The 13,194-nt window shown below is 71.4% G+C and carries 13 protein-coding genes; 3 read left to right on the forward strand and 10 right to left on the reverse strand.

Going from position 1 to position 13,194, the window contains the following annotated elements; all coding sequences use genetic code 11:
* The coding region (locus OZN99_RS02895; protein WP_270933664.1) for a hypothetical protein at positions 1 to 230 on the forward strand (230 nt) is incomplete at its 5' end.
* Positions 231 to 387: 157 nt separating this feature from the next.
* Here OZN99_RS02895 and OZN99_RS02900 read toward each other — a convergent pair.
* From OZN99_RS02900 to OZN99_RS02910, 3 genes are read right to left on the reverse strand one after another with little or no spacing between them, the layout of a single operon-like run.
* Positions 388 to 1,452, reverse strand: coding sequence for an NAD(P)-dependent alcohol dehydrogenase (locus OZN99_RS02900; protein ID WP_270933665.1), 1,065 nt, complete (start codon positions 1,450 to 1,452; stop codon positions 388 to 390).
* Between the two features lie 48 nt (positions 1,453 to 1,500).
* Entirely contained in the window at positions 1,501 to 2,175 is a 675-nt protein-coding gene (locus tag OZN99_RS02905; RefSeq protein WP_270933666.1) for a CBS domain-containing protein, read from the reverse strand.
* Positions 2,176 to 2,179: 4 nt separating this feature from the next.
* The gene (locus tag OZN99_RS02910; protein ID WP_270933667.1) at positions 2,180 to 2,614 is read right to left on the reverse strand and encodes a helix-turn-helix domain-containing protein; all 435 of its coding nucleotides are present in this window, start codon (positions 2,612 to 2,614) and stop codon (positions 2,180 to 2,182) included.
* A gap of 142 nt (positions 2,615 to 2,756) precedes the next feature.
* Here OZN99_RS02910 and OZN99_RS02915 point away from each other — a divergent pair, with 142 nt between their 5' ends.
* Positions 2,757 to 3,581, forward strand: coding sequence for a universal stress protein (locus tag OZN99_RS02915; protein WP_270933668.1), 825 nt, complete (start codon positions 2,757 to 2,759; stop codon positions 3,579 to 3,581).
* Between the two features lie 121 nt (positions 3,582 to 3,702).
* A complete protein-coding gene (locus tag OZN99_RS02920) occupies positions 3,703 to 6,336 on the forward strand; it encodes an HAD-IC family P-type ATPase (RefSeq protein WP_270933711.1) in 2,634 nt (877 codons plus the stop codon).
* A 167-nt stretch (positions 6,337 to 6,503) separates the two neighbouring features.
* On the opposite strand, the gene OZN99_RS02925 is transcribed toward OZN99_RS02920, so the two are convergent.
* From OZN99_RS02925 to OZN99_RS02955, 7 genes are read right to left on the reverse strand one after another with little or no spacing between them, the layout of a single operon-like run.
* A complete protein-coding gene (locus OZN99_RS02925; protein ID WP_270933669.1) occupies positions 6,504 to 7,832 on the reverse strand; it encodes a sigma-54-dependent transcriptional regulator in 1,329 nt (442 codons plus the stop codon).
* The gene (locus OZN99_RS02930; protein WP_270933670.1) at positions 7,829 to 9,259 is read right to left on the reverse strand and encodes a sensor histidine kinase; all 1,431 of its coding nucleotides are present in this window, start codon (positions 9,257 to 9,259) and stop codon (positions 7,829 to 7,831) included. The genes OZN99_RS02925 and OZN99_RS02930 overlap by 4 nt, the downstream gene beginning before the upstream one ends.
* Positions 9,260 to 9,309: 50 nt before the next feature.
* Entirely contained in the window at positions 9,310 to 10,623 is a 1,314-nt protein-coding gene (locus OZN99_RS02935; protein WP_270933671.1) for a monovalent cation/H(+) antiporter subunit G, read from the reverse strand.
* Complete coding sequence (locus tag OZN99_RS02940) at positions 10,620 to 10,931, reverse strand: monovalent cation/H+ antiporter complex subunit F (protein ID WP_270933672.1); 312 nt, start codon at positions 10,929 to 10,931, stop codon at positions 10,620 to 10,622. The genes OZN99_RS02935 and OZN99_RS02940 overlap by 4 nt, the downstream gene beginning before the upstream one ends.
* Entirely contained in the window at positions 10,928 to 11,254 is a 327-nt protein-coding gene (locus OZN99_RS02945) for a Na+/H+ antiporter subunit E (RefSeq protein WP_270933673.1), read from the reverse strand. The genes OZN99_RS02940 and OZN99_RS02945 overlap by 4 nt, the downstream gene beginning before the upstream one ends.
* Positions 11,251 to 12,774 (reverse strand): proton-conducting transporter transmembrane domain-containing protein, encoded by a 1,524-nt coding sequence (locus OZN99_RS02950; protein WP_270933674.1) that lies wholly within the window; start codon positions 12,772 to 12,774, stop codon positions 11,251 to 11,253. The genes OZN99_RS02945 and OZN99_RS02950 overlap by 4 nt, the downstream gene beginning before the upstream one ends.
* Entirely contained in the window at positions 12,774 to 13,193 is a 420-nt protein-coding gene (locus OZN99_RS02955; protein ID WP_270933675.1) for an NADH-quinone oxidoreductase subunit K, read from the reverse strand. The genes OZN99_RS02950 and OZN99_RS02955 overlap by 1 nt, the downstream gene beginning before the upstream one ends.
* Between the last annotated feature and the right edge of the window lies 1 nt (position 13,194).

A 13,194-nucleotide genomic window follows, 5' to 3' on the forward strand; every position in this document is an offset into this window, starting at 1 on the left:
CCGCGGAACCCATCGAGGCCAGCTACCACATGGTGGCAATCAAAGGCCGCAGACATGACCGCACGCGCGCCGCCCAAGCCAGCCGAGACGATCATGCTTGCAGGGCGGGGACCGTCCAGACATGGTCGAACAACAGCGTGCGCGTGACGGAACGGAACGTCAGCGCGTCAACCGTGGAACTGGCTGCAGCGCCGCTGTCCGTGCAGGTGACGAAGCGGCGGATCCTGTGATCCTCGTTCTGCAACTATAGCCGTGCACGCAACCTCGGCGCAGCCAACCTCCACAACGACGCTGCGGAGCGCCACTGTACCCGCCGTCGTCGTCACGAACCTCCGACCGCACGACCCGGCTGCCGGGGGCGTTCAGCCGCCGAACGACCGCTCCCCTTCAAGGCGTGATTGCGACCTTCATCACGCCGTCCCGCTGATGGCTGAAGAGGTCATAGGCCTCTACGATCTGGTCGAGCGTGAAGCGATGCGTGACCAGGGGCTTGAGGTCGAGCCGACCGTTCGCGATCACCTCCATCAACCGTCGCATGCGCTCCTTGCCACCCGGGCAGAGCGTGGTGACGATGGTATGGTCGCCAAGGCCGGCAGCGAAGGCGTCGTATGGGATGGTCAGGTCGGTAGAATAGACGCCGAGGGAGGAGAGCGTCCCGCCCGGGCGCAGCACGCGCAGCGCGCCCTCGAAGGTGGACTGGGCGCCGAGCGCCTCGATCGCGACGTCGACGCCACGCCCGTCCGTCAGGCGCATGATTTCCTGCACGGCATTGACCTGGGAGAAGTCCACCAAGTGGTCTGCTCCGAGGCGACGCGCGATGGCAAGCCGCTCGGGCACGCGGTCCACGGCGATGATGGTCGTCGCGCCCATCAGCTTCGCCCCGGCGGTCGCGCAGAGGCCGATCGGTCCCTGGGCGAAAACCGCGACCGTATCGCCGATCTGGACCTTGCCGCTCTCGGCGCCTGAGAAGCCGGTGGACATGATGTCCGGGCACATCAGCACCTGCTCGTCCGTCAGATCGTCCGGCACCGAGGCGAGGTTCGTCATGGCATCAGGCACCAGCACGTACTCGGCCTGGCATCCGTCGATCGTGTTGCCGAAGCGCCAGCCGCCCATCGGGCGCCACCCGTGCTTCGTGCCTGCACCGTCCTGGCTGCACCGCCCGCAGAGGCACGCGTTCGACCAGCCGGAAGGCGTGATGGCGCCCGCGATCACCCGCTGGCCTTCGCGGTACCCCTTCACGCCCGACCCAAGGCGTTCGATCACGCCGACCGGCTCATGGCCGATCGTGAGTCCTTCCGCTACCGGATACTCCCCCTTCATGATGTGCACGTCGGTGCCACAGATGGTCGTCGTGGTGATGCGAAGCAGCGCGTCGAGCGGGCCGACCTCGGGGACCGGCTTCTCGCGCAACTCGATCCTTCCCGGTTCGACGAAGGCCGTGGCCTTCATGGTCTTGGGCATCGGTAAGCTCCCTCGAGATGCAGCGTCGGGGCGCGCCTAGCGCGCTCCGAGCAGGAAAGGCGGTGGCGCCGAGAACTCGGTCTTCACGCGCTTAACGCCGGCGAGTCCCTCGCCGCGCACCCGAAAGGCGCGGCGGATGTCCTCGGACCCGCAGAAGCCGTGCAGGCGCACGACACCGTCGGCGACGTCGAAGAACATGAGCTGGCTGCCGAACCAGGACCGCGCGCGCAGCGCGGTGGACAGTGCGCGCCGGATTTCCGCATCCGATCGGGGAGCGGTGGTTCCACCTTCGCCGATGATGAGGGCGCGCAAAAGGTCGGCGCGAGAAACGAGCCCGACCAGGCTACCGTCGCGGAGCACGGGCACGCGGCGCACACTGCGCGTCTCCATGATGTGGGCGACCTGCTCCGCTGTCGCCTCCTCGTTCACGCTTGCCACGTCCATGGTCATGGCGTCCTTCACGGTGCGACCATGCACGCGGGCGAAGCGCGCCGCCTCCGATTCGGGGGCGCGGAACAGGCTGGCGAACCACGCAGCCCTCGGCGCCGAAGGAGCTGCCAGCCGCCTGATCAGATCACCTTCAGTGATGATCCCCACAAGCTGCCCGTCCTCCCCAACTACCGGCGCGCCCGAGACTCCGCGTTCGGCCATGGCGTGGGCCGCGGCTTCCAGCCCCATGTCTGGCAAGAAGGTGAGCGGGCCGGTCGACATCAGATCACGCGCGAGCCTCTCGCTTCCCCTTACCGCGGTTCGCGCCGCGAGCGGCCGCATCGGTTGAATGACTGCCCGGCGATCCATGGGACTGTGCCAAGCCATCCTGCGGGTCCGAGGAAATTGCACTGCCGCTCGCAGGGGCGAGGTTCGGTCCGCCGCAGGCGTCGGCAGGGGAGCTCGCCGCGCCGCAGGTCGCATGCGTGGCCAGGAACGCTTCAAGATCACGGGGGATGACGCGCCACTCGCGCCCGAGATCGATCGCCCGGAGCTGCCGCAGCTTGATCCAGTGGCGGACGCTCGCCTCCGACACCTGAACCAGCTCCGCCACGTCCTTCACGGTGAGGAATCGCCGAGTCAGCATCGCGCCACTCCGGGCTGCCGTCCTGCCATGGCCGCAGAGTGCCAGCGAGGCGAAGGCGCCGGCATTGAGCCACATCAATGCGCATCGAGCATCGTCGAGTGCATCTGAGCGTGGGTGGCGCGAACGCTGCCCCGCAGATCCCGGCCTGCCTCGCATGCAGGCCCGCCGCGCCGGGCGGCGACGCAGGGGTCCGCGCCAATCTCGAGGAGAAGACACCGTGGCCATCACGACGATCGCGCTGCATGTGGAACCCGGCGCGCCGGAGACGGTGGAGGCATGCCTTGCACTGCCGTTGGCGATCGCCGAGGCCCACGCCGCGCATGTGACGGCCCTCGTCTTCGCGGCCGGCGCGTTCCGCGACGCGTCCGGCGCGGACATCACGTCCCTGACCGACCAGGACCTCACCGCCCGCGAGGAAGCGGCCGCCGTGCAGGTGCGCAAGGCGCTGGAGGCGCGGGGCCTCCGCTTCGAGGTGCGCGGCCGCAGCAGCTTCGCCTACGGGGTCGGCGAGGTCCTCGCCGACCAGATGCGGGTCAGCGACGTCGGGATCATGTCGTTCGGCGCCGGCGTCGATGCCGGGAAGCGCTTCGTCGCGTCCGGCGGCATCTTCTCCTCCGGGCGGCCGCTGCTGCTGGTGCCGCCCGGGAACGCCGCCTCGTCGCATCCGACGCGCCTGGTGCTGGCCTGGGACGCCTCGCCGGCGGCGGTGCGCGCGATCCATGGCGCGCTGCCCTTCATCAAGCGGGCGGAAGCGGTCACCGTGGTGAGCGTCACGGACGACAAGGAGTTCCGGCCGGGCCAGTCGGGCGTCGAACTGGCGCATCTGCTGGCGCGCCATGGCGCGCAGGCGGCCTTCCGCCCCGTCCAGCGCGGCCGCGGCGGCGTGGGGGCCGCCATCCTGGACGTCGCGCGGGAGGTCCAGGCCGACATGATGGTGATGGGTGCCGTCCGCCACGCGCCGCTGCACAACCTGGTGTTCGGCAGCGCGACAATGGACCTGCTCGACCGCGGCCCGGCGCTGCCCACGCTGCTGGCCGAATAGGACCGGTCGGACGATCCGTCCGCCCGATCGGCCCGGCGTCTTCGGGCCGAGCAACGGGTGGACGGCCACCTCATCGAGGACGGGCGCCGTGCCGGGTGGTTCGAAGTCGTCGGGCGAACACGTGCCGCGTGGCGAGGATGCCGCGTGGCACAGCCTCGCCTCCGAAGAGGCGATGAGGCGCGTCGTCGCGCAGCCCGAAGGCCTGACCGGGGCCGAGGCGGCGCGACGGCTGGCCGCGCACGGGCCGAACCGCCTGCCCGAGGCGCGGGCGCGGGGACCGGTCCTGCGGTTCCTGGCGCACTTCCACAACGTGCTGATCTACGTGCTGCTCGGCGCGGCCGCGGTGACCGCCGCCCTGCAGCATTGGGTGGACACCGGGGTGATCCTGGCCGTGGTGCTGGCCAATGCGGCGATCTGCTTCATCCAGGAGGGAAAGGCCGAGGCCGCGATGGCGGCGATCCGGCAGATGCTCGCCCCCCGCGCCGCCGTGCTGCGCGACGGGCGGCGGGCGAGCGTGGACGGGGCGGACCTCGTGCCGGGCGACATCGTGCTGCTCGAGGCGGGCGACAAGGTGCCCGCCGACCTGCGCGTGATCGAGGCGCGGGGGCTTGCGGCGCAGGAGGCGATCCTCACCGGTGAATCGTTGCCGGTGGAGAAGTCGGTCGAGCCGGTGTCGGCCGATGCCGCGCTGGGCGACCGCCGGTCGATGATGTGGTCCGGCACGCTGCTCACGCAGGGCACGGCGCGGGGCGTCGTGGTCGCGACCGGCACCCGGACCGAGATCGGGCGGATCGGCGGCCTTCTCGCCGAGGTCGAGCAACTGACGACGCCGCTCGTCGCGCAGATGGACCACTTCGCGCGCTGGCTGTCCTTCCTGATCCTGCTCGTCTCGGGCCTGCTGCTGCTCTACGGCTACTTCGTCGGCCACCACGAGTTTTCTGAGCTGTTCATGGCCGTCGTCGGCCTGTCGGTCGCGGCGATTCCCGAAGGCCTGCCCGCGGTGATGACCATCACGCTCGCCATCGGCGTGCAGGCGATGGCGCGGCGCCACGCGATCGTCCGTCGCCTGCCGGCGATCGAGGCGATCGGCTCGGTCTCGGTCATCTGCACCGACAAGACCGGGACGCTGACGCGCAACGAGATGGTGGTGACCGCGGCCGAGACGCCCGCCGGCGCCTTCGAGATCGGCGGCGAGGGCTATGCGCCGGAAGGCAGCGTCGCGCCGTCGGGCGACCTGTCGCGCCTGGCCCTTGCGGCGGCGCTCTGCAACGACGCTGCGCTGCACCGGAAGGATGCGCACTGGACGGTCGAGGGCGACCCGATGGAGGGCGCGCTGCTGGCCTTCGCCGGCAAGGTCGGCGGCGACCATGCGGCGCGGCGGCTGGACGCGATCCCCTTCGACAGCCGCCATCGCTTCATGGCCGTGCTGAGCGACGGCGCGGCGGGCCGCCTGGTCCATGTGAAGGGCGCGCCGGAGCGGGTGCTGCGCATGTGCGGCGGCATCGAGTACGGGCATTGGCACGACCGGGCCGACGCCATGGCGCGGCGCGGCCTGCGTGTCCTGGCGCTGGCGGAGCGGCCCGAGGCAGGCGGGCGCATCGACGCCGCCGCGCTGGAGGGGGGACTGACTTTTCTCGGCCTGCTCGGGCTGATCGACCCGCCCCGGCCCGAGGCCATCGCCGCCGTGGCGGAATGCCGGGCGGCGGGGATCAGGGTCAAGATGATCACCGGCGACCATGCGGGCACCGCCGCGGCGATCGCCGCGCAGATCGGGCTGGAGAATACCCGCCGCGTGCTGACCGGGGTCGATCTCGACAGGCTGGACGAGGCGCAGCTTGCGCTGGAGGCGGTCTCCGTCGACGTCTTCGCCCGCACCAGCCCAGAACACAAGCTGCGCCTCGTAACTGCGCTGCAGGCGAACGGCCTCACGGTCGCGATGACCGGTGACGGCGTCAACGACGCGCCGGCGCTGAAGCGCGCCGATGCGGGCATCGCCATGGGCCTGAAGGGAGCGGAGGCGGCGAAGCAGGCCGCCGATCTCGTGCTCGCGGACGACAACTTCGCCTCCATCGCCGCCGCGGTGCGGGAGGGGCGGACGGTCTACGACAACCTGAAGAAGGTGATCAGCTGGACGCTTCCCACCAATGCCGGGGAAGCCATGGTGATTGCCCTGGCGCTGCTGGCGGGCCTGGCCCTGCCGGTGACCGCCGTGCAGATCCTCTGGGTGAACCTCATCACGGCGATCACCCTGGGCCTGGCGCTGGCGTTCGAGCCGACCGAGGCTGGGACCATGGCCCGTCCGCCACGCTCGCGCAGTGCGCCGATCCTCACCGGCGAACTCGTCTGGCACGTGGCGATGGTGGCGGTCCTGTTCCTGGCCGCGGTCTTCGGCGTCTTCAGCTATGCGATCGACCGGGGATACCCGCTGGCGCTGGCGCAGACCATGGCGATGAACACGCTGGTGGTGCTGGAGATCTTCCACCTTTTCTTCATCCGCAACATCCACGGCACCTCGCTGACCTGGGACGCCGCGAAGGGGACGAAGGTCGTCTGGACGGTCGTCATCGTCATCACCGCGGCGCAGTTCGCCGTCACCTACCTGCCGCCGCTCCAGGCGCTGCTGGGCACCGAACCCGTGCCGCTGGCCGATGGCCTGATGATCCTCGCCGTCGGTGCGGCCTTCTTCGCCATCATCGAGATCGAGAAGCAGATCAGGTTGGGGTTGAGGGGACGCAGCGAGATGAAGACAGGATGAGGCATCGGCTACCCGCGGTTGCGTCGCCCTGGCACCGGGCAGCGCCTCGACCGACCAGATGCTCCTGACCATTGGGATGACGCTGTCTGCCGTTGCCCCTGCGACGGCGAACATCGACATCACCGTACCTGGTTCGCGGCGCGGCCACCTCGGCGGTGGGCCGCGCTTCATCCCTCGCCGCTCAACCCGAGGTCGCGCATGCGCTTCCAGAGCGTCGTGCGCGAGACGCCGAGGAGGCGCGCTGCCTCGGACCGGCTGCCGCCCGCGCGGCGAAGGGCGTCCTCGATCGCCTGCCGCGCCGCCTCGTCCAGCGCGCCCTCGAGCGATGCGTCGCGCGGGCCGGGCGGAGGTTCCAGCACGCCCTCGGGGAACAGGTCCGCCGCTATCAGCTCCTCGGCCTCGCTGAGCGCGACGGCGCGCTCGATCCGGTTGCGCAGCTCGCGCACATTGCCCGGCCAGTCGTGCGCCGAGAGGGCGGCCAGCGCCGCCTCGCCCAGCCGGCGCGGACCGAGGGCGAAGCGGGTGAGCGTCTCCGCCAGCAGCCGCACCGTGAGGCCCGGCAGGTCCTCGGGCCGTTGGCGGAGCGGCGGGATGGCCACGGAAAGGACGTTGAGGCGATAGAGCAGGTCCTCGCGGAACGTACCGTCCCGTACACGCGCGGCGAGATCGGCATGCGTGGCGCAGACGATCCGCGCGGCGAAGGGGCGCTCCGCCGTGGCGCCGACCGGCAGGAAGCTGCGTTCCTGGACAAGGCGGAGCAGCTTGGCCTGCAGCTCGGGCGACAGCTCGGCAACCTCGTCGAGCAGCAGCGTCCCCGCGCCCGCGCGCTCCACCACGCCGGTCGCGCGCGCGACGGCGCCGGTGAAGGCGCCGCGCTCATGGCCGAACAGCGTGCTCTCGGCCAGTTCGCGCGGGATGGCGGCACAGTTGACGGCGACGAAGGGGTGCGCGCCGCGGGCCGAAGCCGCGTGCAGGAAGCGCGCCGCGACCTCCTTGCCGACGCCCGTCTCGCCGGTCAGCACCACGGGCACGTCCACCCGCGCGGCCTTGCGCAGCGTCGCCTCGACCGCGCGCATAGCGGCCGAGACGCCGAGCTGCGGCAGCTCCCCGATATCCGATGCGGGCGGCGCCGCAGCCAGCGCAGCGCCGAGTTCCGTCACCAGCCGGTCCACATCCACCGGCTTGGTGAGGTAGTCGCGCGCGCCGGCGCGGACCAGACGCACGGCCTGCGCCACCTCGCCGAAGGCGGTCATGAAGAAGGCCGGCATGGCGCCGAAGCCGGCCACCAGTCGGCGATAGACCTCCTCGCCCGACATGTCGGGCAGGCGGATGTCGCTGATCACCGCATCGGGGCGGAGCGCAGCAGACTCGCGCAGCGCCTCGGCGCCGCTCACTGCCAGACGCGGACGATAGCCCTCCAGGCGCAGCCGCTGGACCAGGGCGGGGCCGAGCACTGGATCGTCCTCGACGACCAGGATCACCTTCGGGCCGCTCATGCGCGCGCTCCCGCAGGGATCGCGAGGCGGATCGTGGTGCCGCCCCCCGGCCGCTCCGTCACGGACGCGCGGGCGTCGAGCGTGCCGAGCAGCCCGACCACGACGCCAAGCCCGAGCCCCTTGCGCGTGGCCGTGCCGCCGCCGCCGGTCAACCGTTGCGCCTGGGCAGGATCGAGCCCTGGGCCGGCATCGGCGATCTCGCAGATGAGCTCCCCGTCCTCGCGGCAAGCGCGCAGCTCCACCGTCCCGCCCGGCGGCGTCGCTTCACAGGCGTTCAGCAGAAGGTTCAGCAGGACCTGGCGCACCCCGCCTGAACCCGGCGCGATCTCGCCATCCGGCAGGTCGAGCGAGAGGACAAGCACGATGCCGCGCCGCTCCGCCGCCGAACGTACCAGATGGCCAAGATCCTCGAGGTCGGTGCGCAGGAGCGGCCGATCCTCCTCCGCGCGATAGAGGCTGAGCGTGCTCGTCACGATGCGGTCGAGCGCGGCGATGCCGCGGTCGAGGAAGGCGAGGGATTCGTCTCGGACCTCCGGAGAGGCGCCGAAGCGCCGTAGAGTCGAGACGGCGGTGGCAAGGCCGCCAAGCGGGTTCCGAACCTCATGCGCGATCGTCGCAGCGAGGCGCCCGAGCGCCGCGGCCTGCTCGCGCTCCGCCAGTTCGGCGGTCAGCCGCTCCCGCTCCCGCATCCCATACGCCATGCGGTTATAGGCGCGCAGCACGGCCGCACTGCGCGGGTCGGCCTGCGCGAGGACCGCTTCCGGCAGCGGCACCGGGGCCTGCCGCGCTGCATCGGACAGGGCCTCAACCAGGACGCGGAGCGGACGGCCGAGGCGTTGCAGCACGGCCCAGGTGAGCAGCGCGGCAAGACCGGCGAGGAACATGTCCAGCAGCACGACGCCCCAGGCGAGCCGCGTGCGCGCGGCGAGGATCGGCGAGACGTCGAGCGCGGCGACGACACGCCCAGCCGGACCCTCCGTCCCATCCACCACGCGGCTCACCCAGGCAGTGCCGCTGTCCGCATCCAGGCGCCAGGCGTCGCCCCCGAGCGCCACGGCCATCGCCGCGGACTTTCCGGGGTCGCCATGCCGCACCAGCAGCGCGCCATCCGGGGTGAAGGCAAACAGGGTTCGCTCGGCGACGCCGCGCTGCTCGGCAAAGGCGCGGGCCATACGCTCCGCCACATAGGCGGCGTCGCGGGCCTCGAGGCCGGCCCGCACGCTCGCCGCCAACCCGTCGAGATACACCTCGCCGAGCTGTGCGAGCCTGCGGTCGGCCCCGCGGTTGGTGACCTGCAGGGCAAGCTGCGTCGTGCCCACCGCGACCGCGAAGACAATGACGCCCGCGGCCGCCGGCAAGCGCAGTGCCGATGGCAGCACGCCGGCACGCTGTTGGGCGGGAGAATCGGGGCGAGCGGGGACGGTCATCAGCAACATGCGATCCAGAGAACGCCCCCTGTGTGACCGGACGCACGCCGCTAGGGCAAGAGCACGATCGGGACGGTATCGGCCACCGTCTCATGCGCGCAGTTGCGGACCATGTCGAAGAAGCCGCCATGATGCGTGGACAGGCAGGACAGTACCGCCGCATCGAAGGTCGCCAGCCGCGGACGGAGGTCGTCCAGTTCGAATTCGAGTTCGAGTGAGGACAGCAGCCGCACCTTGCGGCCCGTCGCCCGCAACAGCTCCGCCTGCGCCTCGACCGCCGCCGCCACCCCGGGCCGGTAATCGGCGACGGGCAGGATGGATACGGCGGCATTCGGCCACAATCCGGTCCGCAGCAGCCCAGCCGCAAGCGTGCCGCAGGCGGGCGAGGAGCCGACGACGAGCAGCACGGAACGCACCTCCGCGACCTTGCGCCGGACGCGGAGCACCGGCAACAGCCGCGCGCGGGCGAGTGACGCGCCGATCTCCTCGCCCGGCGCGCACGCGACCCCGTGCGGGCCCATCCCCGCGGGCAGCACGACGAAGTCGTGGCCGGCGAGCGTGCGCGCCAGATCTGCCGCCTGGCCTTCCTCGTGGCGTGCGGCCACCTCGATGTCCGGCGCCGCGGCTGCCCTGCCTTGGAAGTCCTGCAGGGCCGCGGCGCAGTTCTCCCGGATCCGTTGCCGGCTGCGCGAGGTGACCCAATCCGCCCAGAAGGCGCCGCCGACCGGCAGCGGGCCTCGCCACATCCGCGGTTCCAACCCCGCGCCTGAGAGGCCAGTCAGGCTGCCACCAGCGCGGGCCGCGAGGTCGAAGGCCTGTGCTGTCGCCTCCGCCTGATGCGGCCCGCCGACCAGGCAACAGAGGACGCGGCGCAAGGCCACCCGATCGGTGGCCGGTGCGCCGCGCAGGGCCGGATCGGCAGGCCGCCGGAACTCCGGGATGGCGCTCATGACGGGTTCCTCTCGTGGCGTGACAAGGGCTGTTGGGCGAGGCCGGGCGGTGCGGGCGGGGTCGATGTCGAAGACGCGGCGGTCGAGGACGCCAGAGAGGGCGTCGGCGACGGATGCGGCGCCGAGCGGGGCGCCGGCGACGTAGGCCGCCCGGCCGAGCGCGTGGGAAGCGACCGGCGCCGTCAGCACGAGGAAGCCGACGGCCGCGAGGGCAGTAAGCATCGCCGCGGTCGTGCCGAAGGCGAGCCCTGCGCCGAGCAGAAGCAGCCCGGCCCCGGCCACGCCGGCCTTGGCGGCGGCGTGCATCCGGCTGAACGGATCCGGCAGCCGCGCCACGCCGAGCGCGGCAAGCGCCACCACCGCGGCACCGCCCACCAGCAGCAGTGCCGCCAGTATCTCGCGCAGCGCGCTCATTCGGCGGGGCCCGGGGCCGGCGGCATGCTCGCGCGCTCCATCAGGCGAGCGAAGGCGACGGCCGCGAGGAAGCCGACGAGCGCGATGCCGAGCGCGATGTCGAGGAAGGCCGCATGGACGGCCAGCACCGCGGTGAGCGCGGCGAGGCAGGCCCCGAGCAGCCCGAGCATGTCGGTCGCGATGGCGCGGTCGGCGGCGGATGGGCCGACCAGAAGCCGGAACGCGACCGGGAGCAGGCCGAGCGTGACGATCGCGGCCGCAAGCGCGGCCGCCCACGGGATCAGGCCAGGGATCAGGCCATCGGTCATGGCAACACCTCCCGCGTGCGGGCCTCGAGGGTTGTCTTCATGCCCGCGATCGCCGCCTCGCGGTCCGGCGCATCGAGCACGTGGACAAAGAGCGTGCTTCCATCTGCCGAGACGTCGACGCTCGTCGTGCCCGGCGTCAGCGTCACCATGTCGGCGAACAGCACGATGCCTGCGGGCGAGCGCACATCGAGTGGTACGGCGAGGATCGCCGGGCGCAGGCGCTCCGTCGGACCGAGCACGGCGCGGATCGTGGCCCAGGTGGACTTGGCGAGTTCCGCGACGAAGGTGATGCCGACGCGGGCCCAGGCGAGCGCACGCCTCATGGCGCGGCCTCCGCGAGCCGGACGGCGTTCGGGCCGAGCACCGCGGCGATGTAGCCCTCGCGATCGAGCAGCGCATCGGCGGCGGCAAGCGAGAAGGCCGCGAAGGGCTCGGTCCAGAGACCGATCGCCAGCGTCACGCCGCAGAGCGCCACGATCGGCGCGAAGGTCGCGATCCGCTCGGCGCGCGTCCACTCCGCCCGCGGCGCGGCCTGTGGCGCCGCCTTCCAGAAGGCCTCGTTCCAGATCTTGATCATCGAGTAGAGCGTCAGCACCCCGACGGCGAGCGCGACGAAGGCAAGCAGCCACGCCTCCGCCTCGAGGCCGGCGCGGATGACGACGAACTTGCCCCAGAAACCCGAGAGCGGCGGGATGCCGGCGAGCGAGAGCGCGGGGATGAGGAACAGTATGCCGAGGAGCGGCGCCGATACCCACAGCCCGCCCATGCGTGCGAGTGCGAAGGACCCGCCGACCTGCCGCATCGCCCCGGCGACAAGGAACAGGTTCGCCTTCACCACGATGTGGTGGACGATGTAGAGAACGCTGCCCGCGATCGCGAGCGGCGTCATCAGCGCGACACCGATCAGCATGTAGCCGATCTGGCTGATGATGTGGAACGACAGGATCCGGCGCACGTCGTAATGCGCCGCCGCGCCCAGCACGCCAACGACCATTGTCGCGATCGCGATACCGGCCAGGATCGGCCCGAACAGCGCGTGGTCATGCGCGAAGACCAGCGTGAAGACGCGGATGATGGCGTAGACGCCAACCTTGGTCAGCAGCGCCGCGAAGATCGCCGCCACGGGCATGGATGCCGTGTGATAGGAGGCGGGCAGCCAGTTGAACAGCGGGAAGACCGCGGCCTTGGCGCCGAATGATACGAGCAGCAGCACGGCCGTTGCTGCCAGCGCACCCTGGTTTTCCACTCCCGGCGCGACGCGCGCGAGATCGGCGAGGCTCAGCGTGCCCGTCAGGCCATAGATGAGCCCTACCGCCAGAAGGAAGAAGGTCGTGCCGACGAGGTTCAGCATCACGTAGCGCAGGCCACCATCAAGCTGCTCGCGCGTGCGGTCGAGCACGAGCAACCCGAAGGAGGCGATGAGCATCACCTCGAACCAGACATAGAGGTTGAAGAGGTCGCCGGTGGAAAAGGCGCCGGCGACGCCCATCAACAGCGCGTGGAACAGCGGCGGGAAGCCCGCACGGTCGCGCTCCCGCGCGCCCGGTCCCATCGCATAGACCGCGACGGCCAGCCCCATCAGGCCGGTGATTGCCAGCATCGCCGCGGATAGGTGGTCCACCACCAGCGTGATACCGAAGGGCGCTGGCCAGTTGCCCATCTGCCCGACGACCATGCCGCCTGCGATCACCTGGGCCAGCAGTGCGAGCGTTGCGACGAAGAGGGCGATGGCGGACGCCAATCCGACGGCGCGTTGCGCCGCGGGGCGCGACCACAGCAGCGCCGTCAGCGAGGCACCTGCAAGCGGGATCAGGATCGGTGCGACGAGCAGGACCTGGCGCATCACGCCGCCTCCCGCCGATGCGATGGCGAGGCAGCCGCGGGCGCGACCGCAGCCGGGCCCGGCGTCTCGTCCGGCCGCTCGGCCTCGTCCATCTCGTCCGCGCTGGCCGTGCCGAAGGCGTCATGCGCGCTACGGATCAGCACCAACGTGAAAGCAGCGAGGCCGAAGCCGATGACGATGGCGGTCAGTACAAGCGCCTGCGGCAGTGGGTTCGCCGCGTCGGCGGCGAGCGCGCGCTCGCCCTGGTCCACCAGCGGCGGAACCATGGTGCCGATCCGCCCGGCTGCGAAGATGCTGAGGTTTGCCGCGGTGCCGAGCAGCACGAAGCCGAGCAGGGCGCGCGGCAGGTCGCGGGCGAGCAACAGATAGGCGGCCGCGGCGACCAGAACGCCAATGGCAGCGGCGAGAAGGATCTCCATC

Source organism: Falsiroseomonas oryzae (genome assembly GCF_027856955.1).
GTDB lineage: Bacteria > Pseudomonadota > Alphaproteobacteria > Acetobacterales > Acetobacteraceae > Falsiroseomonas > Falsiroseomonas oryzae.